We start from the raw sequence: 24,989 nt of genomic DNA, 5'->3' as shown, positions 1-24,989 counted from the left end.
CGGACCCGGGGGCGCCGCCGTGTGCGCGGCCGGCTCGACCGGTTCAGTGCGCGGTGCGGGCGGCGAGGCCGTCGAGGAGCAGGCGCAGGGCGAGGGTGAAGCCGCGGTCGTCGAGCCCGGGGCCGCGGGCGGCGGACGCCTCCAGGGCGCCGGCGAGGGCGGGGTGGCGGGGGCGGTACTCGGCGGGGCTGCGGGTGAAGCCTGCGGTGAAGGTCTCCAGGGCGGAGCCGAGCACGAGGTAGTCGAGGGCGGCGGCGGCCTCGGCGGCGTCCGCCGGGTCGAGGCCGGCCCGGGTGAGGGCGGCGAGCAGCGCGTCGTAGGTGAGCAGCTGGCGGTCGGCCTCGACGCGGCGGCGGGCGAGCAGTGCGATGGTGTTCGGGTGGCGCAGGAAGACGGCGCGGTAGCCGTGCGCGTAGCGGGCGAGGCCGCGGCGCCAGTCGGGGTCGTCGAGCGGGGTGAGGTCGATCTCGGCGTTGACGAGTTCGGCGATGTCGTCGAGCAGTTCGTCCTTGCCGGCGACGTGGTTGTAGAGCGAGGCGGCCTTGACGCCGAGGCGGTCGGCGAGGGCGCGCATGGTGAGGCCGTCGGGGCCGGCGGTGTCGACCACGTCGAGGGCGGCCGCTGCGATGGCCTGCCTGTCCAGCAGCGGCCTGGTCGGTCGCCCCACGTGTCCCGTCCCCTGTTCGCGCGTACCGGTCGAGCGGCCACATTACAGCCTGGTGTCGGCCTCTTCCGCTACCGGCCGGTCGGGGCTACGGTCCATAACTAACTAAGTTAGTTTTTGGATCGCGACGGCAAGGCGGACCGCATGACGACCACTCCCCCACGACGGCACAGACCCTCCGCACCGGACGCGCCGGTTGCACCGCAAGCACCGCACGCACCCGGCGGGCCGGCCGACGCCGACCGGCTGGCGGCGCTCGGCTACCGGCAGGAGCTGCGACGCAGCCTCGGCGTGCTCGGCAACATCTCCATGGGCTTCGCCGTGGTCTCCCCCGTCGTCGGCCTGTACGCCGTCGCCCAGGTCGGCATCGGGGTGGCCGGCGGCGCCTGGGTGTGGGCCCTGCCGGTCTGCCTGCTCGGGCAGCTGCTGGTGGTCTGCGTGTACTCGGAGCTCGCCTCGCAGTGGCCGCTGGCGGGCGGCGCCTACCAGTGGAGCCGCCGGCTCGCCGGGCCGACCTTCTCCTGGCTGACCGGCTGGCTCTGGCAGTTCGCGGTGATGTTCGCCAACACCACCGTCGCCTACCTCGCCGCACCCTGGTTCTTCGCGCTGTTCGGCGCCACCCCGACACCGCCGCAGCTGGTGCTGACCGCGCTCGGATTCATGCTGTGCTGCACCCTGGTCAACGCGTACGGGATCACCCTGCTGCGCCGGTTCGTCTCGCTCGGCATCGCGGCGGAGGCGATCGCCTCGGTGCTGGTCGGCCTGGCGCTGCTGCTGTTCTTCCGCAAGCACGGGCTCGGCCTGCTCACCGACACCCTGGGCGCACCGGCGGCCACCGGCACCGGCACCCTGATGTCCTTCCTCGCGGTGGTCGCCGTCGGCGGCTGGGCGTTCATCGGCTTCGACGCCTGTGTCTCGACCGCCGAGGAGACCAAGGACGCCGCGCGCCAGGTACCGCGGGCGATGCGGTGGTCGCTGCTCGGCGTCGGACTGGTGGTGATCCTCAACGCGGTCGCCGTCCCGCTGGCCCACCCGGACCCGGCGGCCGTCGTCGCCGGCACCGACCTCGACCCGGTCACCACCGCGGTCACCGCCGGTTTCGGCGACTGGTCCGCCAAGCCGTTCGTGCTGGTGGTGCTGGTCAGCTTCACCGCCTGCCTGATGGCCTCGCAGGGCGGCGCCGCCCGCGGGCTGTACTCGCTGGCCCGCGACGGGGTCTTCCCGTTCTCGGCGCAGGTGCGGAAGGTCAACCGGCACCAGGCGCCGATCGGCGGTCTGGTCGCGGCGACCCTGGTCAGCTGCGCGGCGCTGCCGCTCGGCCTGGAGTCCACCGCGATCGGCTCGCTGATCGCCTTCGGCACCGCGGCCACCTTCCTGCCGTTCTTCCTGCTGACGGCGGTGGCGCTGGTGGCCCGCCTGCGGGGCACCTGGCGCCCGGCCGGCGAGGTTTCGTACGGGCGCTGGGGCACCGCGCTGAATCTGCTCGCCGTGCTGTGGACCGGCCTGGAGGTGGTGAACATCTGCTGGCCGCGGGCGCTGCTCGCACCGCCGGGGGCGCCCTGGTACCAGGTGTGGGCGGCGGTGCTCGGCACCGGCGTGGTGACGCTGGTCGGGGTCGGGTACCTGGTGGTGCGGCGTCCGCAGCGGCTGATGCGGGAGCAGGGGCCGGCGGAGCGGGACGACCTCCTGCCCCTGAGCGCACACTGACGGACCGGCGGCAGCGTTGGTGCGGGCCCGGCCGGGGGCGAGCGGGCAGGATGGTCCGCAGGTGAAGGCGGCCGGGGAGAGCGAGGGTGCACGTGGCGGCGGACGAGTACGACGTGGTGGTGGTCGGCGGCGGCTCCACGGGCGAGAACCTGGCGGACCGGACGGCTGCCGCCGGGCTGCGGACGATCGTGGTGGAGGGCGGGCTGGTCGGCGGCGAGTGCTCGTACTACGCGTGCATGCCGAGCAAGGCGCTGCTCCGCCCGGGAGCGGCGGCCGCGCACGCCCGGGCGGTGGCCGGGGTGTCGGTCGGTGACGGGCTGGACGCGGCGGCGGTACTGGCCCGGCGGGACCGCTTCGCCGACTACTGGACGGACGACGACCAGGTGGCGTGGCTGGACAGGGTCGGCATCGAGCTGGTGCGCGGCCACGGGCGGCTGGTCGGCGACCGGGCCGTGCAGGTGGACGGCGGGCGGGTGCTGACGGCACGCCACGCGGTGGCGCTGTGCACCGGCAGCTCGCCCGCCCTGCCGGAGCTGCCCGGGCTGGCCGAGGCCCGGCCGTGGACCAGCCGGGAGGCCACGTCGGCGCAGCGGGTGCCGGCCCGGCTGGCGGTGGTCGGCGGCGGGGTGGTCGCGGTCGAGATGGCCGCCGCCTGGCGGTCGCTGGGCAGCGAGGTCGTACTGCTGGCGCGCGGGCCGCTGCTCGGCCGGATGGAGCCGTTCGCCGGGGAGCTGGTCGCCGACGGGCTCCGGGCGGCCGGCGTCGAGGTGCGGCAGGCGCGGGTGGCCGGGGTGCACCGGGAGGGGGACGGCGAGGTGCGGATCGATCTTGCCGAAGGCTCCGCCGTGACCGCGGACGAGGTGCTCTTCGCGACGGGCCGCCGGGCCAACACCGCCGATCTGGGCCTGGAGACCGTCGGGCTGGAGCCGGGCTCCTGGCCGGCGGTGGACGACAGCTGTGCGGTGACCGGGGTGGCCGGCGGCTGGCTGTACGCGGCGGGCGACCTCAACCACCGGGCGCTGCTGACCCACCAGGGCAAGTACCAGGCGCGGATCGCCGGTTCGGCGATCGCGGCCCGGGCCCGCGGCGAGCGGGTGGACGGCGGCCGCTGGGGGGCGCACAGCGCGAGCGCGGACACCGCCGGGGCGCCGCAGGTGGTGTTCACCGAGCCGGAGGCGGCGTCCGTGGGGCTGACGCTGGCGGCGGCCGAGGCCGCGGGGCTGAACGTCCGCGTCGTCGACTACGACCTGGGTTCGGTGGCCGGGGCCCGGCTGTACGCCGACGGGTACACCGGCCGGGCCCGGATGGTGGTCGACCTCGACCGGGAGGTGCTGGTCGGCGCGACCTTCGTCGGCCCCGGGGTCGCGGAGCTGCTGCACGCGGCGACGGTCGCGGTGGTCGGCGAGGTGCCGATCGCCCGGCTCTGGCACGCGGTGCCCGCATACCCGACGGTCAGCGAGATCTGGCTGCGGCTGCTGGAGGCCTGGCGCGACGGGGCGTGACGGCGCGGGCGGTCGCCGGGTGGTCGCGGACGGTCGCCGGGTGGTCGCGGACGCGCACCGGCGCGGTGGCGTGCGCCGGTGCCGGGCGGGGAGGAGACTGGCGCGGGGGCCGCGATCGTTCACCGGATGGTGCGCATGTCCGAGGTGTTGCTGGCCGTCGGAACGCAGAAGGGCCTGTTCCTGGGCCGCAGTTCCGACCGCGAGAAGTGGGAGTTCACCGGCCCCCACTTCGCGATGAACGCCGTCTACTCGGTCGCGGTCGACCGCCGCGACGGCCGGGTGCGGCTGCTGGCCGGCGCGGACTCCAGCCACTGGGGCCCGTCCGTGTGGTGGTCCGACGACCTCGGCGGGACCTGGCAGGAGCCGGCCCGGCCCGCGGTGCGCTTCCCCGACGACACCGGCACCTCGCTGGAGCGGGTCTGGCAGCTGCAGCCGGCCGGCGAGGCGGCGCCCGGCGTGGTGTACGCGGGGACGCAGCCCGCCGCGCTGTTCCGTTCCACGGACCGCGGCGAGACCTTCGAGCTGGTGCGCGCCCTGTGGGAGCACCCGCAGCGCGCCGAGTGGAACGCGGGCTTCGGCGGCCAGGGCATGCACACCGTGCTCGTCGACCCGCGGGACACCCAGGCCCTCACCGTCGCCGTCTCCACCGGCGGCGTCTACCGGACGAAGGACGGCGGGGCGAGCTGGTCCCCGTCCAACGCCGGCATCCGCGCCGAGTTCCTGCCGGACCACTACCCGGAGTTCGGGCAGTGCGTGCACAAGGTGGCCCGGGACGCCGGCGAGCCCGACCGGCTCTACCTGCAGAACCACGGCGGCGTGTACCGCAGCGACGACGACGGGGCGAGCTGGACGGACATCGGCGGCGACCTGCCCGCGGTGTTCGGCTTCGGCCTGGCCACCCATCCGCGCACCGCCGGCACCGCCTACCTCTTCCCGCTCAACGCGGACTACTCCCGGCTGCCGGTGGACAACCGCTGCCGGGTCTTCCGCACCCGCGACGCCGGCGAGACCTGGCAGCCGCTCTCCGACGGGCTCCCGGACGAGCCGCACTACGGCGTGGTGCTGCGCGACGCCCTGTGCACGGACGACGCCGACCCGGCCGGGGTGTACTTCGGCAACCGCAACGGCGAGGTCTACGGCAGCGCGGACGAGGGCGACCACTGGTCGCTCGTGGCCTCGCACCTGCCGGACGTGCTGTGCGTGCGCGCCGCGGCCCTCGACTGAGCTTGCCCCTCCTCGCCCCTCCTCGCCCCGCCAGGAAGCCCGACCATGAGCCTGAGCATCCGCAACCGCATCCCCGGGACGGTCACCGGGATCACCACCGGCGCCGTGATGGCCACCGTACGGATCGACATCACCGGAGGCCGGGAGCTCACCGCGGCCGTCACCGCCGAGGCCGTCCGCGAGCTCGGCCTGCAGACCGGCAGCCCGGTGCACGCCCTGGTCAAGGCCACCGAGGTGGCGCTGGCCACCGGTCCGATCAGCGGGCTGAGCATCCGCAACCGGCTGCCCGGGACGGTCTCCGAGGTCACCACCGGGCCCGCCATGGCGGGTGTGCGGATCGCCGTCGAGGGCGGCGTGGAGCTGACCGCGGCCATCACCGCGGACGCCGCCGACGAACTGCGGCTGACCGCCGGCACGCCCGTCATCGCGCTGATCAAGTCGACCGAGGTGTCGCTGGACGCCGCCTGAGGCGCTCCCCCGCCGACGGGCCGGTGCTCAGTGCACCGGCTCGCCGAGCCACACCTCGGTGATGCCACTGACGTAGCGGGCACCGCAGACGTCCGCCGGGACGACCAGTTGCGGCCCCGCCTCGTCCAGCGGGCTGCCGTCGATGCTGGTGGCCAGCAGCACGTGCTGGTTGCCGAACTCCGGATCGATCTCCGCCCAGGAGAGAACCGCCCGGTGCCCGTCCGCGCCCGTCACGTCCAGCAGCAGCTGCGGGCGCTGCTTGCGGCCGCGGAAGTCCACCCGGGGGCGGGCCGCACGGAGCACGTCCCACAGCTTCGGCCCCTCGAAGCCGTGCCGCTGCGGGCCGCTGCCCAGGCAGTCGAAGACCACCTCGACCCGGTGCGCGGGCAACGCGCGCAGTTCGGCCACGGTCAGCTCCAGCGGGGCGTCCAGGCGCCCGGTCAGTCGCACGGCGGGTCTGGCGGCACGAGGCATCGGCGTCCCTTCCGGCCGCGCCCTGCGGCCCGGCAGGGGTGGTACCCGCCACACCTCGCAGCTACCCGCATGAAGTGCGATATTCACCGGCATCTGCCATGTATAGCCGACCTCCCACCTGGCATCTGCGGCCGCCTCGGCAGGCCGCGGCGCGCGGCGCAATCGGGCGGACGCCCGGGCCTCCACGGCCCCGCCGAGCCGCCGGCTGGACGATCGAACGAGAGGGGAACCAACAGGCCAGGCTTGCATTTACGATGCTTTGGCGCGGCTCCGCCTGGCAATGGCGAGGCATGGCGGGCGCGGAGCGACAAGGAGCGAGAGATGATCGTCGGTGACCTGCTGGAGCTGGACGGGCTGGGCATCCATGTCGCCTGGGCCACCCCGGAACCACTGGGCCGGCCGGTGGCCGGCGTGACCTCCACCGACCTCCAGGACCCGGCCCGCTACCTGCAGCCCGGCGAGCTCGTCCTCACCGGGCTGGTCTGGTGGAACGCCGGCGACACCTCGGCCGCCGTTCGCTTCGCCACCTCGCTGCCCAGCGCCGGGGTCGCCGCCCTGCTGGCCGGCGAGGGCACCCACGGCACCGTCCCGGAGGCGCTCGCCGAGGCCTGCCGCACCCACCGGATCCCGCTGCTCTCGGTGCCCGCCGGCACCAGCTTCCGGGCCGTCACCGACCGGATCTACCTGCGGCTCTGGGGCGACCTGCAGGCCTCCTCGCACGGCACCGCGACCGTGCCGGAGGGCGTCCGGCGGGAGCTCGCCGCCCTGCTCCAGGGCGACGCGCCGCCGCAGCGGCTGCTCGACCTCGCCGCCGCCCGGCTCGGCCTGCCCGACTGCTCGATCACCACGGCGGGCGGGCGGGTGCTCGCCCGGACCGGCGAGAGCCACCCGGCCGAGGAGGGCGACGCGGCCTGGTCCGTCCCGATCGGCGCCCGCGGCGGATCGCCCTTCGAGGGCTGGCTGCTGCGGCCGCACACCCGCCCCGCCGCCCCGGCCGCCACCGTGCTGCACGGGGTCGCCGACCTGCTCGGGCCCGCCGCCGCCCGGGCCGCCGCCGAGGCCGCGGCCCGGCGCGGGCACGCCGCACGGCTGTTCGAGGCGCTCGCCCAGGACGCGACCGGGCCCGCCGACGCGCTGGCCGGCTGCGGGCTCGCCGAGGCGGCCGCCCTGACCGCGGTGACCACCCGGATCGACGGCGCACCGGCCGGCTGGGCCTGCGCCGCGCTCGCCGAGGCCCTGCACGAGACCGGGGTGCCGTTCCCCGCCGCGCCCGACCGCCGCGGCGGGGCCTGCGCGCTCACCGCCGCCGCACCCGCCGAGGCCGCCCGCGCGCTGCGGGCCGCGCTGCCGCGACTGCAGGCCCGGCTGGCCGGCCGGCGCAGCCTGCGGGCGGGTGTCGGGCCGGCGGCGGCGGCTCCGCGGCCGTGCTGCGCGGGGCCTGGTCGAGGCCGCGTACGCGCTGGAGTCGGCGCCCGCCGGGACGGTCGCCAGCAGCGCGGAGACCGACTCGCTCGCGGCCCTGCTGCAGGGCACCCCGCCCGAGGTGAGGGCCGCCTTCCACCACCGGCTGCTCGCCCCGCTGGCCGCGCACGACCGGGCCAACGCCGTCTCCCTGCTGGGCACCCTGGACGCCTTCCTCGCCCACGACTGCCCCTGGACCCGCACCGCGGAGGCGCTCCACCTGCACGTCAACACCGTGCACTACCGCCTGCGCCGGGTCGAGGAGCTCACCGGCCGGAGTCTGGCCCGCCTCCAGGACCGCCTCGACCTCCGCGCCGCCCTGCTCTGCGCCCCCCGCTCGGAGCCGGTGCCGGCCGCCCGCCCCCACGCCTCCGTCGGCGCGATGCGCCGCTGACCCGGGCCGTCAGTCGCCGCGGGGGCGCAGCCGGGCGGCGACGGTGCCGAGGCTGTCGGCGAGGGCGGTGAGCTGGGTGGGGGTGAGGACGTCGATCAGGGCCTCGCGGACGGCGGCGACATGGCCGGGGGCGGCGGCGCGCAGCGCCTCCCAGCCCTGGTCGGTGATCTCGGCGAAGACGCCGCGGACGTCGCTGGGGCAGGACCGCCGGGAGACCAGGCCGGCGCGCTCCAACTGGCCGACCTGGTAGGTGAGTCCGCTCTTGGAGGTGAGCAGGAGGTCGGCGAGCTCGGTCATCCGCAGCGAGCCGTCGGGGGCGGCGGAGAGCTGGACGAGGATCTCGTACTGGGTGTGCGAGAGGCCGGCGTCCTCCTTGAGCTGGCGCTCCAGGTGGCGGGCGACCAGGTTGCTGGCCGCGACGAAGCCGCGCCAGGCGGCCATCTCGTTCTCGTTCAGCCAGCGTGGTTCGTTCATGGGTCGATCCTACCGCTGTTGTTCAAATTTGAATGAGGGTGTACCGTCGACAGAAGATGGTTAAAATTTGAACCACCGGTGACAGGCCACGGAGGACGACCACCATGAGCACCGCAGCCCCCGAGCGCATGCCCACCCTCTACCTCTCGCACGGCGCCCCGCCACTGGCCGACGACCCGGTCTGGCCCGGCCAGCTCGCCGCCTGGTCCGCCGACCTGCCCCGGCCCACCGCGATCCTCATGGTCTCCGCGCACTGGGAGGAGGCCCCGCTCGCCCTCGGCGCCACCACCGCCGTACCGCTGGTGTACGACTTCTGGGGCTTCCCCGAGCACTACTACCGGGTCCGGTACGCGGCGCCCGGCGCGCCCGCGCTCGCCGACGGCGTCCGCAAGCTGCTGCGCACCGCCGGCATGCCCGTGCAGGACATCCCGGACCGCGGGCTGGACCACGGCGCGTACGTGCCGCTGGTCGAGATGTACCCGGACGCCGACATCCCGGTGCTGCAGGTGTCGCTGCCCACCCTCGACCCGCAGCGGCTGATGGAGATCGGCCGCCGGCTCGCCCCGCTCCGCGACGAGGGGGTGCTGATCGTCGGCAGCGGCTTCTTCACCCACAACCTGCGGGCGCTCAGCACCGACGGCCGGGTCTCCTCGGTGATGGCCGAGTTCGACGACTGGGGCCGCCGCGCCCTGGAGGCGAAGGACGTCGACGCGCTGCTCGACTTCGAGCACAAGGCGCCCGCCGGCCGGTTCGCCCACCCCCGCACCGAGCACTTCGCGCCGCTGTTCGTGACGCTCGGCGCCGGCGAGGCCGAGCTCGGCAGCCAGCGCAGCGTGATCGACGGCTTCTGGATGGGCCTGGCCAAGCGCTCGGTGCAGATCGGCTGAGCCGCCGGCCCCCGGACGCCTCACCGGGCGCAGGTGAAGCGCTCGCCGACGTGCCGGGGCTGCTCGATCTCGTCGACCAGGGCGACCGCGAAGTCGGGGATGCTGATGATGCTCCGGCCCTCGGCGTCGATCACCAGCCGGTCGGCGTCCGTCCGGTAGGCGCCGGTGCGCTCGCCGGGGACGAGGTCGGCCGGCGGGCTGAGCACCGTCCAGCGCAGGTCGGCCACGGTGCGGTAGTAGGCGAGGGCGTCGCCGTGGGCCCGCATGACGTCCAGGACGCCGGCGGGCAGGCCGGGGGTGTCACAGACCCGGACACCGGGCGCCGTCTCCAGGCTGCCCGCGCCGCCGACGACGATCAGCCGCGGAGCGGCCGAGCCGAGCGCCCGCAGGCCGCCGACCAGGGCACGGGCGGCCGGCTCGACCAGCCGGCGGGTGCCGGGGCCGTCCCCGCCGCCGACCGCGCTGACCAGTACGTCCTGCCCCTCCGCGACCCGGGCGACGTCCTGGGGGTCGAGCACGTCGCCGCCGACGACCTCCGGGCTCAGCCCCTGGTAGCGGGCGGGGTCGCGGACGGCCGCGGTGACGCGGTGCCCGCGTGCGAGCGCCTCGGTGACGATGCACCGGCCGATCGACCCGTTGGCGCCGAAGACCGCGATCCTCGCCATGGTGTGCCCGCCTCTCCGTCCGGCCGCCTGTCACCCCCAGCATGGGTCCGCGCCGCCCGCCGGGACGGTGCGACGCGCGGCGCCGCCGTCCGCCCGTCGCCGGTCGGCGGCCGGTCCCCCGATGCGCGTAACACCCCCGATCGGGGGTGTCCGGGGGCCGGGGCTGCGGGCACAGTGGCCCCATGCAGACTCCACTCTCCGTGATGGACTTCCTCGACCGGGCCGAGCTGGTCTACGGCGACCGGGTCGGGATCGTCGACGAGCCGCTGCAGCCCGCCGCGTCCTGGGGCGAGCTCAGCTACCGGCGGACGGCCGAACTGGCCCGCGCCCAGGCCGCCGGCCTGGACCGGCTCGGGGTCGGCCCCGGCGCCCGGGTCGCCGTCGTCTCGCAGAACTCCGCCCGGCTGATGACCTCCTTCTTCGGGGTGAGCGGCTTCGGCCGGGTGCTGGTGCCGGTCAACTTCCGACTGAAGGCGGAGGAGGTGGCGTACATCGTCGAGCAGAGCGGCGCCTCGGTGCTGCTGATGGACCCGGAGGTGGCGGACGCGCTGGCCGGGGTGCCGGCCGAGCACCGGTTCGTCCTCGGCGCGGAGAGCGACCGCGAGCTGTACGACTTCGACCGCGCACCGGTGCGGCACCCCGTCGCCGAGTCGGACACCGCGACGATCAACTACACCAGCGGAACGACCGCGCGCCCCAAGGGAGTCCGGCTCACCCACCGCAACCTGTGGCTGAACGCCACCCTGATGGGCCTGCACTTCGGCGCGAGCGACCGGGACGTCTACCTGCACACCCTGCCGATGTTCCACGCCAACGGCTGGGGCCTGCCGTACGTGGTCACCGGCCTCGGCGGCCGGCACATCGTGCTGCGCAAGGTGGACGGCGCCGAGATCCTGCGCCGGGTGGACGAGCACGGGGTGACCTTCCTGTGCGGCGCACCCGCCGTGGTCGCCGCGGTGCTCGCCGCCGCCGAGACCTGGGACGGGCCGGTCCCCGGCCGGGACAGAGTGCGGATGGTGGTGGCCGGCGCTCCCCCGCCGACCTCCGTGGTGCAGCGCGTCGAGGCCGAACTCGGCTGGGAGTTCATGCAGCTCTACGGCCTCACCGAGACCTCCCCGGTGGTCACCGTGAACCGCACCCGCGCCGAGTGGGACGCCCTCGCCCCCGCCGACCGCGCCGAGAAGCTGGTGCAGGCCGGCGCACCCGCGCTCGGCACCGAGCTGCGGATCGACGGCGACGGCGAGGTGCTGGTCCGCTCCAACACCGTGCTGGACGGCTACTGGGAACGCCCGGACGAGACCGCGGCCGCCCTGCGGGACGACTGGTTCCACACCGGCGACGGCGGCACCCTCACCGACGGCTACCTCACCATCTCCGACCGCAAGAAGGACGTCATCATCACCGGCGGCGAGAACGTCTCCTCGATCGAGGTCGAGGACTGCCTCTACGGCCACCCGGCGGTCGCCGAGGTCGCGGTGATCGGCGTGCCGGACGAGAAGTGGGGCGAGACGATCAAGGCACTCGTGGTGCTCCGGGACGGCGGCAAGGCCGACGAGGCCGAGCTGATCGCGCACTGCAAGCAACGGCTGGCCGGCTACAAGGCGCCGACCTCGGTGGAGTTCCGCACCGAACTCGCCCGCACCGCCACCGGCAAGCTGCAGAAGTTCCGGCTGCGCGAGCCGTACTGGTCCGGCCGGGAACGCGGCGTCAGCTGACGGGCAGCCAGTTCCACCGGTCAGCCGACGATGCCCCATTCGCGGGCGGCGACGGCCAGTTCGACCCGGTTGCGGGCGCCGAGCTTGTGCATCGCGCTCTTCAGGTAGCCGGTCACGGTGTGGCCGCTGAGGCCGAGGCGGGCGGCGATCTCCGGGTTGGTCCGGCCGGTTGCCGCCCAGCGCAGCACCTCGTGCTCGCGCGGGGTCAGCCCCGCCTCGGCGAGGCGGCCCGCCGTCCGGCCGCCCCAGGCCGCCGCACCGGCCAGCGCCCGGGTGGCCGTCCGGGCCAGCTCGGCGACCGAGCCGATCCGGACGTCACCGAACGGCACCACGGCGCGCAGCGCGGCGTACACCACGCCGTGCACTGCGCCGTCGTGGACGAGCGGCACGCCGAGCATCGCGTACAGGTCGTCGGCGCCCACCGCCGCGTCGTAGTGGTGCGAAATGGTGGTCGCGGCCCGGTAGTCGGGCACCCAGGCGGGCACCCGTTCGGCGAGCGCCCGGCCGCCGAGGCCGGTACCGGAGGGCACCCGGAGGTTGTGCAGCAGGTCGGCCCGGGTGCCTGCCCAGTGGCGCAGCACCATGGCGTCCCCGCCGTCCGGCACGCCGACCAGGCCGACGTCCGCGCCGCAGTCGGCGACCACCCGGCGGGCCAGGTCGGCGAGCACCGCGGAGCGGACCAGCTCGGCGGCGCGCGTGTCCGGGGGTTCGGGGGCTGCGCTCCTCACCGGGCGATTCTCACACGGGCCCCCTGGCTTGGGGAGATCTGCGGCAGCAGGATGGGGCCTGCCCGCACCACGGGAAGCCTGCACGGCGAAGCCTGCACGACCGACAAGGGGAGACGGATGGCCGACATCACCGCACTGCTCGCGGACCTCGCGGCGGAGAGCGCCGAACTCGACGCCCTGGTGGCGGACCTGGACGCCGCCGGGCTGGCGGCGGCCACCCCCGCCGAGGGGTGGACGATCGCCCACCAGCTGGCCCACCTGGCCTGGACCGACCAGTGGTCACTGCTCGCGGCGCGCGACCCGGAGCGGTTCACCGCGGAGGCGCAACGGGCCTTCGAGACCGGGTTCGACGTGGTGGAGCGCGGCGCGGCGGAGGGGGTCGGCGAGCCGCCGGAGGTGCTGCTCGGACGCTGGCGGACGGGCCGGGCGGAACTCGCGGCGGCACTGGCGGCCGTGGAACCGGACACCCGGCTGCCGTGGTTCGGCCCGCCGATGAAGGCACCGTCGATGGCGACCGCACGGCTGATGGAGACCTGGGCACACGGGCAGGACGTCGCCGACGCGCTGGGCGCCGTCCGGCCGCCGACCGCCCGGCTGCGGCACATCGCGCACCTGGGAGTACGGACCATGGGCTTCGCCTTCTCGGTGCACGGCCTGCCCGCGCCGCAGGTGCCGGTGCGGGTCGAACTCGGCGGCCCGGCGGGCGAGTCGTGGACGTGGGGTGCGGAGGACGCGGCCGACCGGATCACCGGGCCCGCGCTGGACTTCTGCCTGCTCGCCACCCGGCGGCGGCACCCCGACGACCTCGCGCTGACCGCGGTCGGCGACACCGCGCGGGCCTGGCTGCCGATCGTGCAGGCCTTCGCCGGCCCGCCCGGGAAGGGCCGCGAGCCGCTGGGCTGACCACCACGGGCCTGCCGGGCTGCCGGCCGGCAGGCCCCGCCTGCGCGGCCCGTCGGCGTGTCCGGTTGACGGTGCGTCACCGACCGGATGCGGTTACGGCGGTGAAACCGCGGCGCGCCGGTGCGCTTAACCCCTCGTCCCTACCCTCGCCGCACAACCCGAGGACAGACGGGAGCGGTGACATGACCGACACGACCAGCCCGCACGCCCCCACCCGACCCGACGACGGCGGACGGCCGCGCACCGGGCCGCGCCGCTCGTACCGGGGCAGCGCGGCGGACGAGTCCCTGGAGGACTACTCGCTGCGGTACGCGCCGCACTCCTTCCGCCGCTGGTCGCCGACGGCGGTGGCGTCCACCGCGCTCGGCGGCATCGCCTATCTCGCGGACTACGCGATCGGCGCGGGCATCGTGATGTCGTACGGCTTCACCAACGCGCTGGCGGCGATCCTCACCGCCGCCGTGGTGATCTTCCTGACCGGCATCCCGATCGCCCGGGCGTGCGCGGCGAACGGCGTCGACATGGATCTGCTGACCCGCGGCTCGGGCTTCGGCTACCTCGGCTCGACGCTGACCTCGCTGGTGTACGCGAGCTTCACGTTCATCTTCTTCGCCCTCGAGGGCTCGATCATGGCGCAGGCCCTCCACGAGGTGCTGCACGTCCCGCTGCCGGTGGGCTACCTGCTCACCACGCTGATCGTGATCCCGATCGTGTTCAAGGGGATGAGCTGGATCGCCCGGATGCAGGCCTGGACGCAGCCGGTGTGGATCGTCGGCCTGGTCGCGCCGTTCGTCGTGCTGGCCTTCCACTCCCCCGAGGTCTTCGGCGACTTCACGCACTTCGGCGGCACCGACGGGGTCGGTTCCGGGTTCACCCTGCTCGGCTTCGGGCTGGGCACCGGCGTGGCGCTGTCCCTGATCGCGCAGATCGGTGAACAGGCCGACTACCTGCGGTTCATGCCGAAGCGGACGGCGGAGAACGCGCGCCGCTGGGACCTCGCGGTGCTGGCCGCCGGCCCCGGCTGGGTGGTGATCGGCGCGTTGAAGCAGCTCGGTGGCGCGCTGCTGGCGTTCGCCGCGCTGGGCGCGGTCGGCGAGACCAAGGCGCTGGAGCCGATCGCGCCGTACGTGGAGTCACTGCGGCCCTGGCTGGGTGCGGCGGCGCTGCCGGTGGCCGGCCTGTTCGTGATCGTCTCCCAGATCAAGATCAATTCGACCAACGCCTACTCCGGCTCGCTCTCCTGGTCGAACTTCTTCTCCCGGCTGACGCACCGCCACCCCGGCCGGGTCTGGTACATCTTCCTCAACTGCGGCATCGCACTGCTGCTGATGGAGATGAACATGTTCAGCGCGCTGGGCAGCCTGCTGGGCTTCTACTCCAACGTCGCGATCGCCTGGATCGGCGCCGTCACCGCCGACCTGGTCGTCAACAAGCCACTGGGACTGAGCCCGAGGCACATCGAGTTCAAGCGCGCCCACCTGTACGCCGTCAACCCGGCCGGGTTCGGGGCGATGTGCGTGGCCGCCGCGGTCTCCATCGCCGCCTTCTTCGGCTGGTTCGGCACCTACGCGAAGGCGTTCAGCCCGTTCATCGCCCTGGCACTGGCGATGGTGCTCAGCCCGCTGATCGCCAAGGCCACCAAGGGCCGCTACTACCTGGCCCGGCCCAACCCGGACGCCGGCAACGCCGACGCCACCGACACCCGGGTCTGCACCGTCTGCGAAACCGCGTACGAGGTGCCGGACACCGTGCACTGCCCGTTCCACGAGGGCACCGTCTGCTCGCTCTGCTGCAGCCTGGACGCCGAATGCCACGACGCCTGCACCCGCGCCCCGGGCGCCGGGCCCGTCCTGATCGGCATGCCGACCGCCCGGGAGTGAGCCCTCAGCGGGCTCGGCCGAACGGCTCGGGCTCCGGGTCGCCCGCCAGCCGGGCGTGCAGGTGCTCGTCGTGGTGGCGGCCGTCGCCGTAGCGGTGCGAGGCCCGCAGGGTGCCCTCCAGCGGGAAGCCGCACCGCTCGGCGACCCGGCACGAGGCGGTGTTGCCGACGGCGTGGCACAGCTCGATCCGGCGGGCACCCGCGGCGGTGAACGCCCAACGGGCGGCCGCCGCGGTGGCCCTGGTCGCCACGCCGCGGCCGCGGGCCTCCGGCAGCAGCCGGTAACCGATCGCGGCCTGGCCGTCGGCCCGGTTCGGCCAGTACAGGCCGACGGTGCCGAGCAGCGCGGCGGAGGCCGCGTCCAGCACCGCGAAGCCCGCCACGTCGCCGCTCGCGCCGTCCGCGGTGTGCCCGAGGATCCACGCCCCCGGGTCGGTCTCGCGGATCGGGTTCCAGAGCGCGACCTCCTCGTCCGCGATGATCCGGGCGACGTCCGGCGCGTACCGCAGCAGCCCGGCACCCCACGGCAGGAGGCGAACGTCCCCGAGGTCGAGCGGGGCGGGGACGAATCCGGGTTCGGTGAGGGTCATGGCACCCAGTGGTACCCGCCCCGGCCGCCCGCTGCCAAACGGATTCCGGGGCACTGGGACGATCTCGGGCATGGAGTTCGACGACACCGCCGCCCTGCACCGGATCAGCACCGAACGGCTCGGCGAGGAGGCGGGCCGGCAGTTCGCCGCGCTGGCCCGCCGGGGCTTCCGGCTGGAGCGCGCGGCGGGCAGCGCCCCCGCCACCGGCCGCTGCCGACTCGGCGGCCCCGCCCAGCTGGAGCCCGGCACCCCGTGGCCCGTCCACGACGGCATGCCGCTCTCCCTGCTGGCCGTCCTGGACACGGACGCGCTCGCCCCCTGGCTGGGCGACCAACTGCCCGTCCGGCCGGGCCTGCTGAACTTCTTCCAGCTCGACCCGGACATCCCGTACGAGGAGTACGCGAAGCTGGACACCTCCTCCCCCGCGATGTACCGGGTGCTCCCTGCCGACCCGGCGCGGGCGGTGGAGACGGACGCGCCCGCATCGGCGACCCGGTGGCCGGCCGTCCCGCTGCACGCCGCCGGGGTGGTGATGCTCCCCGACTGCTGGGACGTCGAGGACGAGGACGTCACCTTCGACCGGGACGTGCACTGGGGCGCCCCCTCGCTGATCCTCGGCGCCATGGACGGCCTGGACGGCAACACCGCCGACCGCCACCGTGCCTTCGGCTGGCCGGACACCTCCTACGGCTCCGCCGTGACCGTGCGCGACGCCGACGGGCCCGCCGTCCACCTGCTCCAGCTCACCGGCGACGCCGAGCTCGGCTGGGGCTGGGGTGATGCCGGGTCGCTCTACTTCACGATCCCCGCCGGGGCCCTCGCGGCGGGCGACTTCACCCGGGCCGGGGCGGAGGTGCGGTGCTGCTGAGCCCCCGACCCGGCGCGGTCGGCCGGTGTGCGAGAGTGGCGCGATGAGGACGATCGGACTGATCGGCGGGATGAGCTGGGAGTCGACCGCCGAGTACTACCGGCTGCTGAACGAGCTCACTCGGGAGCGGCTCGGCGGGCTGCACTCGGCGAAGTGCGTGCTGTACTCGGTGGACTTCGCGGAGATCGAACGGCTGCAGACCGCCGGCCGTTGGGACGAGGCCGGCGAGGCGCTGGCCGGGGCGGCGCGCTCGCTGGCCGCGGCCGGCGCCGAGCTGCTGCTGATCTGCACCAACACCATGCACAAGGTGGCCGACCGGGTCGAGGCGGCGGTGGACGTGCCGCTGCTGCACCTCGCCGACACCACCGCCGGGGCCGTCCGGGCCGCCGGGCTGCACCGGATCGGCCTGCTGGGCACCGCGTTCACCATGGAGCAGGACTTCTACCGTGGCCGGCTGGCCGGGCACGGCCTGGAGGTGCTGGTGCCGGACGCGGCCGGACGGGCCGAGGTGCACCGGGTGATCTACGAGGAGCTGTGCGTGGGCGTGGTCCGCGAGGAGTCCCGCGCCGCGTACCGGGAGGTGATCGCCGGCCTGGTGGCCCGCGGCGCCGAGGGCGTGGTGCTGGGCTGCACCGAGATCGAGCTGCTGGTCGGCCCGGAGGACAGCCCGGTGCCGGTGTTCCCGACGACCCGGCTGCACGCCGAGGCGGCGGTGGCGGCGGCCCTGGCCTGACGCGCCCCAGGGTGGCCCTTTGTCCGGTCGGGTGCCGGGCGCAGGTCTCACAGCCCGATCCGCAGCGGGTCGAGGCGGGTGGCGACCAGGTTGGTGGCGCCGTGGTGGCGTTCCACGTGGCCGCGGACGAGCAGGCCGGCCCGGTCGAGGGCGGTGCGGCGGCGGGACTCCCAGACCGGGCGGCTGCAGATGACGTTGATCAGGCCGGTCTCGTCCTCCAGGCTGATGAACAGCACTCCGCCGGCCGTCGGCGGCCGCTGGCGGTGCGTCACCAGTCCGCCGACCACCACCGGTGTGCCGGGCGGGACGGCGGCCAGCTGGACGGCGGTGAGCGCGCCGCCGCGGTTCAGCGCGTCCCGCAGGTGCTGCACCGGGTGGCTGGTGGCGGAGGCGCCGACCGCCCACAGATCGGCAATGGTCTCCTCGACCGGGGTCATCGCGGGCAGCGGCGGGGCGGTGGCACCCGGCGCGGTGCCGGGGATGGTGTCCGGGCCCGAGGTGGCGTACACCCCTGCCGTCCAGAGTGCCTGGCGGCGCGTCAGTCCGAAGCAGCCGAAGGCCCCGGCGGTGGCCAGCGCCTCCAGCACCGGGGTGGGCAGGGCGGTGCGACGGGCGAAGTCCTCCAGGTCGGTGTAGGGCTGCCCGGCGACGACGAGTTCGGCCTGCGCGGTGCCGAGGCCGCGGACGGCGGAGAGGCCCAGCCGGATCGCCGGCTGCGGTTTGCCGGCGGTGCGCGGCGGCGGGGCGGAAGGCTCGTCCTCGGGCTCCAGGACGGGTCCGGCGGCGGAGGCGTTGACGTCCACCCCGCGGACCCGCACCCCGTGCCGCCGGACGTCGGTGATCAGGCTGAGCGGCGAGTAGAAGCCCATCGGCTGGTTGGCCAGCAGGGCGCAGGTGAAGGCCGCCGGGTGGTGGTACTTCAGCCAGGCGCTGGCGTACACCAGGTAGGCGAAGCTGATCGCGTGGCTCTCCGGGAAGCCGTAGTTGGAGAAGGCCTCGATCTTGGTGTAGACGTCCTCGGCGGTCTCGGCGGGGATGCCGCGCTCGGCCATGCCGCGCAGCAGCCGGTCGCGGAGTTCGGCGACCCGCTGGTGGGAGCGTTTGGCGCCCATCGCCTGCCGTAGCCTGTCCGCCTCGGCGGGGCTGAACCCGGCGCAGTCGATGGCGAGTTGCATCATCTGTTCCTGGAACAGCGGGACGCCGAGGGTCTTGCCGAGCGCGCGTTCCATCAACGGGTGCGGGCAGTGGGCGGGTTCGGTGCCGGCCCGGCGCCGCAGGTAGGGGTGGACGGAGCCACCCTGGATCGGCCCGGGCCGGATCAGTGCGACCTCGACCACCAGGTCGTAGAAGTGCCGGGGCCGCAGCCGCGGCAGGGTGGCCATCTGGGCGCGGGACTCGACCTGGAAGACGCCCACCGTGTCGGCGCGGCAGAGCATCTCGTACACGGCCGGGTCGTCGTCGGGGATGTCGGCGAGGGTGTAGCGGTCGCCGGAGTGGGCGGCGACCAGGTCGCAGGTGTCGTGCAGGGCGGAGAGCATGCCGAGGCCGAGCAGGTCGATCTTGACGAGTCCGGCGCCGGCGGTGGAGTCCTTGTCCCACTGGAGGACGGAGCGGCCGGGCATCCGGGCCCACTCGGTGGGGCAGATCTCGCCGACCGGCTCCCGGGTGAGCACCATGCCGCCCGAGTGGATGCCCAGGTGCCGTGGCAGGCCGAGGAGTTGGCCGCCGAGGGCGAGGACGTCGGCGGGGATGAGGGCGTCGTCGGCGGGGGCGGAACGGAAGTCGACCTGCTTGGTGAAGGCCTCGATCTGGCCGCTCGGGTAGCCGAGTGCCCGGGCGGCGTCGCGCAGCGCGAGCCGGGGCCGGTAGGTGATGACGTTGGCGACCTGGGCGGCGTGTTCGCGGCCGTATCGCCGGTAGACGTACTGGATGACCTCCTCGCGGCGGCGGTTCTCGATGTCGAGGTCGATGTCGGGCGGGCCGTCGCGCTCCGTGCTGAGGAAGCGCTCGAAGAGCAGGCCGTAGTGCAGCGGGTCGACCGCGGTGATGCCGAGGGCGTAGCAGACCGCGGAGTTGGCGGCCGAGCCGCGGCCCTGGCACCAGATGTCCTGCTGGCGGCAGAAGGCCACGATGTCGTGGACGATGAGGAAGTAGCCGGCCAGGTCCAGCTGGTCGATGACGTCGAGTTCGCGGGCGAGTTGGCGCAGCGCGGGTTCGTTGCCGGGGCCGAAGCGGGCCGGCCCGCCCTCGACGACCAGGGCGCGCAGATGGCTGATCTCGGTGTGCCCCTCGGGTACCGGGAAGCCGGGCAGCCGGGGTTCGAGGCCGCCGAAGTCGAAGGCGCAGGCCCGGCCCAGGTCGACGGTGGCCTCCCGGACGCCGGGGAAGCGGGCCAGCCGGGCCGCCATCTCGCGGCCGGAGCGCAGGTGGGCGGTGCCGGCGGCCATCGTCCAGCCGGCCGCGTCGCGCAGGGTGCGGCGGTCGTGCAGGGCCGCGAGGGCCTGGGCGAGTCGTCCCTGGGCGGGGGCGGCGTGGTGGGCGTTGTTGGAGGCGACGGCGGTGATCCCGGTGCGGGCGGCGAGGGCGGCCAGCCGGTCGTTGCGCAGGTCGTCGCCGGGCAGCCGCTGGTCGATCAGTTCGACGAAGACGTTCTCCTGTCCGAACGCCTCGGCGAGGGCGTGGAGTTCACACAGCGCCGCGTCCTCCCCGGCGGCGGCCAGTGCGGCCGGCACACGGCCCTTGCGGCAGCCGGTGAGCACCGCCCACTCGCCGTGGTGGGCGGCGGCGAGTTCGGCGAGGTCGTACGCGGGGCGGTTCTTGGCGCCGCCGCGCAGCTGGGCTGCGGCGATCGCGGCGGACAGCCGGCGGTAGCCCTGCGGGGATCGGGCGAGCACCAGCAGGTGGTCGTCCGGGGTGAGCGAGAGCTCGGCGCCGAAGACGGTGCGCACCCCGGACTCCTTGGCGGTCTCGGCGAACCGGACGGCGCCGTACAGGCCGTCGTGGTCGGTGAGCGCGATCGCCTCCACGCCGAGCCGGGCGGCCTCGGCGGTCAGCACCTCGGGGTCGCTGGCGCCGTCCAGGAAGCTGAACGCGGAGTGCACGTGCAGTTCGGCCCAGGCCGGGGTGCCGGGCGGCGGCGGGGGCGGTTCCTGCGGCGGGCGGCGGCGCAGCGGCACCACGGTGCCGCCGGCCGGGGCGGGGCGGCCGGACATCCGGCGGTGGAGTTCGCTCCAGGGGAGCGAGGGGTGGCTGGTGAATCCCATCGGGGGTGGTGCTCCGTCGGTCGTACCGGGCCGGTCTCCCCCTGTGGCCGGTCGGTCGTGGTTCGGTGGTGCCCGGTGGCCCGGGTGCGGCGCGTCCTGTGCCGACGTGTCCCGTGCTGTCAGTCGTAGGCGCCCTCCACGTACCAGCGGCCGCCCTCGACGGTGAGCAGCAGGGCGCGGCCGTCGGCGACGGCGACCTGGAAGCGCGCCCGGCGGCGGGCCAGGGCCGGGTCCCACCAGTGCTCGACGGCGGGCCAGGGCCCGGTCCAGCCGGTGACCTCCAGGACGCGGCCGTCCAGGGCGATCCGGGCCGGCGGGGCGGAGACCTCGGCCCGCCCGTCGACGCCGACCGGCTGTCCGGCCGCGTCCAGCACCGAGACCGGCAGCGGGGCGCGGGGCACCACGGACGGCGCCGGGTCCTGCACCCGGCCCGGCCAGGGGGCGGTGGCACCGGCGGTGTGCCGCTCCCCGGAGTCCTCCGTCCAGGTGGTGCGGGCCGCCCACTCGCCGGGGCCGCGGCCACCGGCCGGCTCGACCCGGCGCAGCCCCGCGTACCCGAGCAGGGCCTGGACGCGGGCCACCGCCCGCTCGACCCGGTCCTCGACGACGGCCTGCCCCCAGAGGGCCAACTGCCGCCCGCGGTCCGGGACGAGGCCGTCCGGGACGAGCCGCAGCGCGGTGAAGCCGCCGGCCTCCTCCGGGAAGCGTCCGGCGCCCTGCCAGGCCTGCAGCTGCCAGCGGACCCGCTCGGCGAGCGCCGCCGAACCCAGCCGCCCCTCGTGCCGCCACAGCCGGGACGCCGTCCCGCCGTCGGCGCAGGTCACCTCGACGGCGACCCGCTGGCAGGCGAGGCCGGCCGCACCGAGCCGGGCGTGCAGCCGGTCGGCGAGCGCCCGCCCGACGAAGACCAGCGGCTCGGAGGACTCCTCCGGCGGGTCGAAGAGCTGCTCGACGGCCAGGTCGGGGCCGGCCCTGCGGGGTGTCAGCGGTCGGGCCTGCAGGCCCCGGGCCAGCCGGTGCGCGGCCGTCCCCGCCGGCCCGAACCGGTCGGCGACCGCCTCGCCGGAGAGCACGGCGAACGCCCCGACCGTGTGGATGCCGAGCCTGCCCAGCAGATCGGCGAGGTCCTCGTCACCGAGCGCCGCCACCGGGTACGGCGCGAGGAACTCGGCCGTCCGTCCCTGCGGCACCAGCACCCCGGCCCGGGCCGCCAGCACCGCCGCGAACAACCCGTCCGCCACCCCGACCAGCCCGGACGGCGGCACGGGGGCGGGCCGGGGGACGGCCTGCGGCGCACGTTCCTCCGCCGCAGGGGCCTGCGGGTGGGCGGCAGGAGCGGCACCGGGGACGGCGTGCAGGGGGACGGCGGGCGCGGCGGCCGGGGCGGGGTGCAGGGGGGCCGGGGCGGGGTGCAGCCTCCGAACGGTGCCGGGCTGTTCGACTCCGTCCCCCGGGTGCGGGTCGCGGCGCCCGGCGGCGGCCCCGTCCGTGCCGGCGGCGGGCTCGTTCTCGTAGGGGGTGCGGGCGCCGGCGGTCTCGTCGGGTGCGGCGAGGGCGGCGGCGACGGCGGCGCGGACTTTGCCGGCCAGGGCCTCCTCGCCGCCGAAGTAGCGGGCGGGGCCCTTGACGGGGATGGCGCAGAGGCCGGGGCGGAGGATCTCGACCCGGGGGGTGAAGGCCTCGACGGCGGCGGCGACCGGTTCGAAGCGCCGGGCCTCGGCCTCCTGGTCGCGTTCGCGCAGGCGCAGTTCGGGGCAGAGCCGCTGGGCGAGCCGGAGTCTCTGTCCGCGCCGGACTCCGGCGCTGCGGGCCTCGTCCGAGCAGGCCAGGACGTGGCCGGAGACTACCACGGCGACCGGCCCGTGGTCGCCCTCGGCGGGTGCGGTGGCGACGACGGGCCAGTCCGGACACCAGACCACGAGGACGCGGGGCACCCGGGGCTGCGGTTCGGCCATGTCAGACCACCGCCATCGCGCCGACGGCCGGCGCCGCGGCGGGCCGGCGGGCCGGTTCGGCCGTCCGTCCGGGCGACCTGTTCGAAGACCCGTCCAGCGGCGCCCCGAGCGGCTGCGGGACGGACTCGACCGGGCGGGCGGTGCCGTGTTCGTCGGGCAGCCAGAGCCGGGCCGTCCGGACCCGGGCGGCCGTGCCGCGGCCCTCGGCGGCGATCTCGACCTGGCGGCCGCGCAGTTGTCCGTACCCGTCGCCGAGGCCGAACCAGCGGCCGGAGCGGACGCTGAGCCGCAGGCCCGCGCCGGGCCAGGGGCCGGCGACCAGCAGGGCGCAGCCGCCGCGCCGCAGGACGGCGGTGAGGCGGGCGGCGAGCTGGGGTGCGACGGGGCCGGTGGGGCGGAGCAGGATCACGCCGACGGCCCCGGCGAGGGCGGAGACCACCTCGGGCCAGTGCGGGCCGGGGTCGTCGGCGAGCAGCAGCCGGTGCAGGTCGAGGCCGTAGCCGGCGGCGGCGGCGAGCCCGAGGTCGGGGAGGCCGATCGCGGCGGCCCAGTCGCCGGCGGCGACTCCGCCGGCGGCGAGCGCCAGCAGGAGTGCGGTGTCGCCGGTGACGGAGACCGCGGTGCCGCGGCGCAGGGCGCCGCCGGGGAGCAGCGGGGCCAGGGCCGGGAGGACCGGCAGCAGGGCGTCCTCGCTGGCCGGCGGGGTCGCCGCCGACCGTACGAACACATTTTCGATAACGGGCACACCCCCAGGATCGAACATCCGTTCGCCATTCTTCAAGTCCGAATCGCCTGAGTGAGCTGCAGAAACACACGGACCGCGACCCTGCGTGTCGGACGGGACGCCGAGTGGCCCGTCGAGCACAGTGGGTGGGGCCGGGGATTGCGGCCGGGCCGCAGCCGGCCGGGGCGACGAGCGGAGGCGAGGAACCGTGGACTGGAAGCTCGAAGTGGTGGTGGTCCCGGTCTCCGACGTGGACCGGGCCAAGCACTTCTACGCCGAGCAGGTCGGCTTCGCGGTCGACACCGACAGCCGGATCGGCGCGGAGGCCCGGATCGTCCAGCTGACCCCGCCGGGCTCGGCCTGTTCGATCATCATCGGCACCGGGGTCAGCGACTCGCGGCCGGGTTCGATGCAGGGCCTCCAGCTGGTGGTGGACGACATCGAGGCGGCCCGGGCGGCCCTCGTCGCCGGGGGCGTGGAGGTCGGCCCGGTGCAGCACTTCGAGGACGGGGTGAAGGCCGAGGGCAAGGGCGGCGACTGGAACTCCTTCGTGTTCTTCGCCGACCCGGACGGCAACGGCTGGGCCGTCCAGGAGCGCCCGGCCGGCACCTGACCCCGGCCCGCCCCGACACGCCCCGCCGCTCAGGCCCGTTCGATGGCGACCGCCGCGGCGTCGTCCTTCAGCCGGCCGCCCACGTGGACCAGCAGGTCGCGGCGGAGCCGGTCGACCAGGCCGGACGGTTCGACGCCGCCCCACCGGGCGGCGCGTTCGGCGAGCGGGTAGAAGGCGCGTTCGCCGTCGCGGGCCTCGGTGACGCCGTCGGTGTAGAGCAGCAGGGTCTCGCCGGAGTGCACGTCGAAGGCGTCCTGCCGGTAGTGCGCGCCCGGCAGGGTGCCGAGTCCGATCGGCGGGGCGGAGCCGCCCGCCTCCAGGGTGCGGACGGGCTTCCCCTGGGAGAGCAGCAGCGGCGGCGGATGCCCGCAGTTGGCGATCCGGACGGGCTCCGCCGGGTCGTCCGGCAGGTCGGTGAGCAGCACGGTGACGAAGCGTTCGACGGCGTCGTCCTCGTCCGGGCTCTCGGCGGTCTCGGCCAGGTGGCGGGCGAAGCTGGCGTCGAGGGCGGCCGCGAGACCGGGCAGGGCGATGTGGTGGTGGGCGATCTCGCGGAAGGCGCCGAGCACCTGCGCGGCGTCCTCGATGGCGGTCAGCCCCTTGCCCCGGACGTCCCCGATCAGCACCCGGGTGGCTCCGGGCACCCGGGTCGCGGCGTACAGGTCGCCGCCGAGCAGGGCCTCGTCCTCGGCGGGCAGGTAGAGGGCGGCGAGCCGGAGCGGGCCGAGCCGTTCGGGCAGCGGTCGCAGCAGTACCCGCTGCACCGTCTCGGAGACGGAGCGGACCCGGGTGAGTTCGCGCCCGCGCCTCTCCCGGACGCGGCAGTACAGCACGATCACCGTGGAGACCAGGATCAGGGCGATGATCTGCGTCTCGTGGTTGGTGGTGAACAGACCGCCGTGGAAGATCCCGATGACCACCTGGGCGGCCACCGCGAGCGCACCGATCAGACCGGTGAGCCAGGCGCCGGCGAAGGAGGCGGTGATGGCGGGGGCGACCACCAGCAGCGGGCCGAGGTGCACGTCGTTCGGGGAGGCCAGGTCGACCACCGAGATCAGCACGATGAAGCCCAGCGGGATCATCACCAGCGCATGGGCA

At 75.4% G+C, this 24,989-nt stretch carries 22 protein-coding genes and 1 pseudogene; 13 read left to right on the top strand and 10 right to left on the bottom strand.

Going from position 1 to position 24,989, the window contains the following annotated elements; all coding sequences use genetic code 11:
* Window positions 1-43: 43 nt before the first annotated feature.
* Window positions 44-667 carry a TetR/AcrR family transcriptional regulator C-terminal domain-containing protein gene (locus AB0P35_RS28045; protein ID WP_363515988.1) on the bottom strand — a complete coding sequence of 208 codons (624 nt, stop codon included), beginning with the start codon at window positions 665-667 and terminating at the stop codon, window positions 44-46.
* Between the two features lie 141 nt (window positions 668-808).
* Between AB0P35_RS28045 and AB0P35_RS28040 the strand changes: the two genes are divergently transcribed.
* From AB0P35_RS28040 to AB0P35_RS28025, 4 genes are all read left to right on the top strand, one after another.
* The gene (locus AB0P35_RS28040) at window positions 809-2,371 is read left to right on the top strand and encodes an APC family permease (RefSeq protein WP_363515985.1); all 1,563 of its coding nucleotides are present in this window, start codon (window positions 809-811) and stop codon (window positions 2,369-2,371) included.
* A gap of 86 nt (window positions 2,372-2,457) precedes the next feature.
* Window positions 2,458-3,873 carry an NAD(P)/FAD-dependent oxidoreductase gene (locus tag AB0P35_RS28035; protein ID WP_363515982.1) on the top strand — a complete coding sequence of 472 codons (1,416 nt, stop codon included), beginning with the start codon at window positions 2,458-2,460 and terminating at the stop codon, window positions 3,871-3,873.
* A gap of 135 nt (window positions 3,874-4,008) precedes the next feature.
* Window positions 4,009-5,097 carry an exo-alpha-sialidase gene (locus AB0P35_RS28030; RefSeq protein WP_363515979.1) on the top strand — a complete coding sequence of 363 codons (1,089 nt, stop codon included), beginning with the start codon at window positions 4,009-4,011 and terminating at the stop codon, window positions 5,095-5,097.
* Window positions 5,098-5,142: 45 nt separating this feature from the next.
* Window positions 5,143-5,565, top strand: a complete 423-nt coding sequence (locus AB0P35_RS28025) for a TOBE domain-containing protein (RefSeq protein ID WP_363515976.1) — start codon at window positions 5,143-5,145, stop codon at window positions 5,563-5,565.
* 27 nt (window positions 5,566-5,592) lie between these two features.
* Here AB0P35_RS28025 and AB0P35_RS28020 read toward each other — a convergent pair whose 3' ends face one another.
* On the bottom strand, window positions 5,593-6,039 hold the full coding sequence (locus tag AB0P35_RS28020) for a molybdopterin-dependent oxidoreductase (RefSeq protein ID WP_363515973.1): 447 nt from the start codon (window positions 6,037-6,039) through the stop codon (window positions 5,593-5,595).
* A gap of 69 nt (window positions 6,040-6,108) precedes the next feature.
* Between AB0P35_RS28020 and AB0P35_RS28015 the strand changes: the two are divergent.
* Together AB0P35_RS28015 and AB0P35_RS28010 are read left to right on the top strand one after the other, a co-directional pair.
* A pseudogene (locus AB0P35_RS28015) lies at window positions 6,109-6,711 on the top strand (PucR family transcriptional regulator ligand-binding domain-containing protein); the annotation flags it as partial.
* A gap of 721 nt (window positions 6,712-7,432) precedes the next feature.
* Complete coding sequence (locus tag AB0P35_RS28010) at window positions 7,433-7,894, top strand: helix-turn-helix domain-containing protein (protein WP_363515970.1); 462 nt, start codon at window positions 7,433-7,435, stop codon at window positions 7,892-7,894.
* 9 nt (window positions 7,895-7,903) lie between these two features.
* On the opposite strand, the gene AB0P35_RS28005 is transcribed toward AB0P35_RS28010, so the two are convergent.
* Window positions 7,904-8,368, bottom strand: a complete 465-nt coding sequence (locus tag AB0P35_RS28005) for a MarR family transcriptional regulator (protein ID WP_363515967.1) — start codon at window positions 8,366-8,368, stop codon at window positions 7,904-7,906.
* 104 nt (window positions 8,369-8,472) lie between these two features.
* Between AB0P35_RS28005 and AB0P35_RS28000 the strand changes: the two genes are divergently transcribed.
* Entirely contained in the window at window positions 8,473-9,255 is a 783-nt protein-coding gene (locus tag AB0P35_RS28000; protein ID WP_363515964.1) for a class III extradiol ring-cleavage dioxygenase, read from the top strand.
* Between the two features lie 20 nt (window positions 9,256-9,275).
* Here the strand turns inward: AB0P35_RS28000 and AB0P35_RS27995 are convergent, their stop codons facing one another.
* A complete protein-coding gene (locus AB0P35_RS27995) occupies window positions 9,276-9,920 on the bottom strand; it encodes an NAD(P)H-binding protein (RefSeq protein WP_095876648.1) in 645 nt (214 codons plus the stop codon).
* A gap of 182 nt (window positions 9,921-10,102) precedes the next feature.
* Between AB0P35_RS27995 and AB0P35_RS27990 the strand changes: the two genes are divergently transcribed.
* Window positions 10,103-11,635: an AMP-binding protein gene (locus tag AB0P35_RS27990; RefSeq protein WP_363515960.1), complete on the top strand. Its 1,533-nt coding sequence runs from the start codon at window positions 10,103-10,105 to the stop codon at window positions 11,633-11,635.
* 20 nt (window positions 11,636-11,655) lie between these two features.
* Here the strand turns inward: AB0P35_RS27990 and AB0P35_RS27985 are convergent, their stop codons facing one another.
* Complete coding sequence (locus tag AB0P35_RS27985) at window positions 11,656-12,363, bottom strand: LuxR C-terminal-related transcriptional regulator (RefSeq protein WP_363515957.1); 708 nt, start codon at window positions 12,361-12,363, stop codon at window positions 11,656-11,658.
* 117 nt (window positions 12,364-12,480) lie between these two features.
* Between AB0P35_RS27985 and AB0P35_RS27980 the strand changes: the two genes are divergently transcribed.
* Window positions 12,481-13,266, top strand: a complete 786-nt coding sequence (locus AB0P35_RS27980) for a TIGR03084 family metal-binding protein (RefSeq protein ID WP_363515954.1) — start codon at window positions 12,481-12,483, stop codon at window positions 13,264-13,266.
* Window positions 13,267-13,448: 182 nt separating this feature from the next.
* Window positions 13,449-15,146 (top strand): hypothetical protein, encoded by a 1,698-nt coding sequence (locus AB0P35_RS27975; RefSeq protein WP_363515951.1) that lies wholly within the window; start codon window positions 13,449-13,451, stop codon window positions 15,144-15,146.
* Between the two features lie 4 nt (window positions 15,147-15,150).
* On the opposite strand, the gene AB0P35_RS27970 is transcribed toward AB0P35_RS27975, so the two are convergent.
* Entirely contained in the window at window positions 15,151-15,735 is a 585-nt protein-coding gene (locus AB0P35_RS27970) for a GNAT family N-acetyltransferase (RefSeq protein ID WP_363515948.1), read from the bottom strand.
* Between the two features lie 70 nt (window positions 15,736-15,805).
* Here AB0P35_RS27970 and AB0P35_RS27965 point away from each other — a divergent pair, with 70 nt between their 5' ends.
* Window positions 15,806-16,603, top strand: coding sequence for a DUF1963 domain-containing protein (locus AB0P35_RS27965; RefSeq protein WP_363515945.1), 798 nt, complete (start codon window positions 15,806-15,808; stop codon window positions 16,601-16,603).
* 43 nt (window positions 16,604-16,646) lie between these two features.
* Window positions 16,647-17,336, top strand: coding sequence for an aspartate/glutamate racemase family protein (locus AB0P35_RS27960; RefSeq protein WP_363515942.1), 690 nt, complete (start codon window positions 16,647-16,649; stop codon window positions 17,334-17,336).
* A gap of 47 nt (window positions 17,337-17,383) precedes the next feature.
* On the opposite strand, the gene AB0P35_RS27955 is transcribed toward AB0P35_RS27960, so the two are convergent.
* The 3 genes from AB0P35_RS27955 to AB0P35_RS27945 all read right to left on the bottom strand — a co-directional run bounded on the left by AB0P35_RS27955 (window position 17,384) and on the right by AB0P35_RS27945 (window position 23,299).
* Entirely contained in the window at window positions 17,384-20,599 is a 3,216-nt protein-coding gene (locus AB0P35_RS27955; RefSeq protein WP_363515939.1) for an error-prone DNA polymerase, read from the bottom strand.
* A gap of 119 nt (window positions 20,600-20,718) precedes the next feature.
* Window positions 20,719-22,554 (bottom strand): DNA polymerase Y family protein, encoded by a 1,836-nt coding sequence (locus tag AB0P35_RS27950; protein ID WP_363515936.1) that lies wholly within the window; start codon window positions 22,552-22,554, stop codon window positions 20,719-20,721.
* Between the two features lies 1 nt (window position 22,555).
* Window positions 22,556-23,299, bottom strand: coding sequence for a hypothetical protein (locus tag AB0P35_RS27945; RefSeq protein WP_363515933.1), 744 nt, complete (start codon window positions 23,297-23,299; stop codon window positions 22,556-22,558).
* A gap of 187 nt (window positions 23,300-23,486) precedes the next feature.
* Between AB0P35_RS27945 and AB0P35_RS27940 the strand changes: the two genes are divergently transcribed.
* Window positions 23,487-23,891 (top strand): VOC family protein, encoded by a 405-nt coding sequence (locus AB0P35_RS27940; RefSeq protein WP_095876659.1) that lies wholly within the window; start codon window positions 23,487-23,489, stop codon window positions 23,889-23,891.
* Between the two features lie 29 nt (window positions 23,892-23,920).
* Here the strand turns inward: AB0P35_RS27940 and AB0P35_RS27935 are convergent, their stop codons facing one another.
* On the bottom strand, window positions 23,921-24,973 hold the full coding sequence (locus AB0P35_RS27935) for a PP2C family protein-serine/threonine phosphatase (protein ID WP_363516034.1): 1,053 nt from the start codon (window positions 24,971-24,973) through the stop codon (window positions 23,921-23,923).
* Window positions 24,974-24,989: the final 16 nt, after the last annotated feature.

It is taken from the genome of Kitasatospora sp. NPDC085879 (assembly GCF_040686255.1).
Lineage (GTDB): Bacteria > Actinomycetota > Actinomycetes > Streptomycetales > Streptomycetaceae > Kitasatospora.
Note: the sequence above shows the minus strand (reverse complement) of the source record. Positions and strands in the feature narration are given on the sequence as shown.

Excerpts from the sequence above, each read along its gene's own strand:
- AB0P35_RS28040 (WP_363515985.1), top strand. The coding sequence starts at position 809 with ATGACGACCACTCCCCCACGACGGCACAGACCCTCCGCACCGGACGCG.
- AB0P35_RS28030 (WP_363515979.1), top strand. The coding sequence starts at position 4,009 with ATGTCCGAGGTGTTGCTGGCCGTCGGAACGCAGAAGGGCCTGTTCCTG.
- AB0P35_RS28025 (WP_363515976.1), top strand. The coding sequence starts at position 5,143 with ATGAGCCTGAGCATCCGCAACCGCATCCCCGGGACGGTCACCGGGATC.
- AB0P35_RS28020 (WP_363515973.1), bottom strand. The coding sequence starts at position 6,039 with ATGCCTCGTGCCGCCAGACCCGCCGTGCGACTGACCGGGCGCCTGGAC.
- AB0P35_RS28005 (WP_363515967.1), bottom strand. The coding sequence starts at position 8,368 with ATGAACGAACCACGCTGGCTGAACGAGAACGAGATGGCCGCCTGGCGC.
- AB0P35_RS28000 (WP_363515964.1), top strand. The coding sequence starts at position 8,473 with ATGAGCACCGCAGCCCCCGAGCGCATGCCCACCCTCTACCTCTCGCAC.
- AB0P35_RS27995 (WP_095876648.1), bottom strand. The coding sequence starts at position 9,920 with ATGGCGAGGATCGCGGTCTTCGGCGCCAACGGGTCGATCGGCCGGTGC.
- AB0P35_RS27990 (WP_363515960.1), top strand. The coding sequence starts at position 10,103 with ATGCAGACTCCACTCTCCGTGATGGACTTCCTCGACCGGGCCGAGCTG.
- AB0P35_RS27980 (WP_363515954.1), top strand. The coding sequence starts at position 12,481 with ATGGCCGACATCACCGCACTGCTCGCGGACCTCGCGGCGGAGAGCGCC.
- AB0P35_RS27975 (WP_363515951.1), top strand. The coding sequence starts at position 13,449 with ATGACCGACACGACCAGCCCGCACGCCCCCACCCGACCCGACGACGGC.
- AB0P35_RS27970 (WP_363515948.1), bottom strand. The coding sequence starts at position 15,735 with ATGACCCTCACCGAACCCGGATTCGTCCCCGCCCCGCTCGACCTCGGG.
- AB0P35_RS27965 (WP_363515945.1), top strand. The coding sequence starts at position 15,806 with ATGGAGTTCGACGACACCGCCGCCCTGCACCGGATCAGCACCGAACGG.
- AB0P35_RS27960 (WP_363515942.1), top strand. The coding sequence starts at position 16,647 with ATGAGGACGATCGGACTGATCGGCGGGATGAGCTGGGAGTCGACCGCC.
- AB0P35_RS27955 (WP_363515939.1), bottom strand. The coding sequence starts at position 20,599 with ATGGGATTCACCAGCCACCCCTCGCTCCCCTGGAGCGAACTCCACCGC.
- AB0P35_RS27950 (WP_363515936.1), bottom strand. The coding sequence starts at position 22,554 with ATGGCCGAACCGCAGCCCCGGGTGCCCCGCGTCCTCGTGGTCTGGTGT.
- AB0P35_RS27935 (WP_363516034.1), bottom strand. The coding sequence starts at position 24,973 with ATGATCCCGCTGGGCTTCATCGTGCTGATCTCGGTGGTCGACCTGGCC.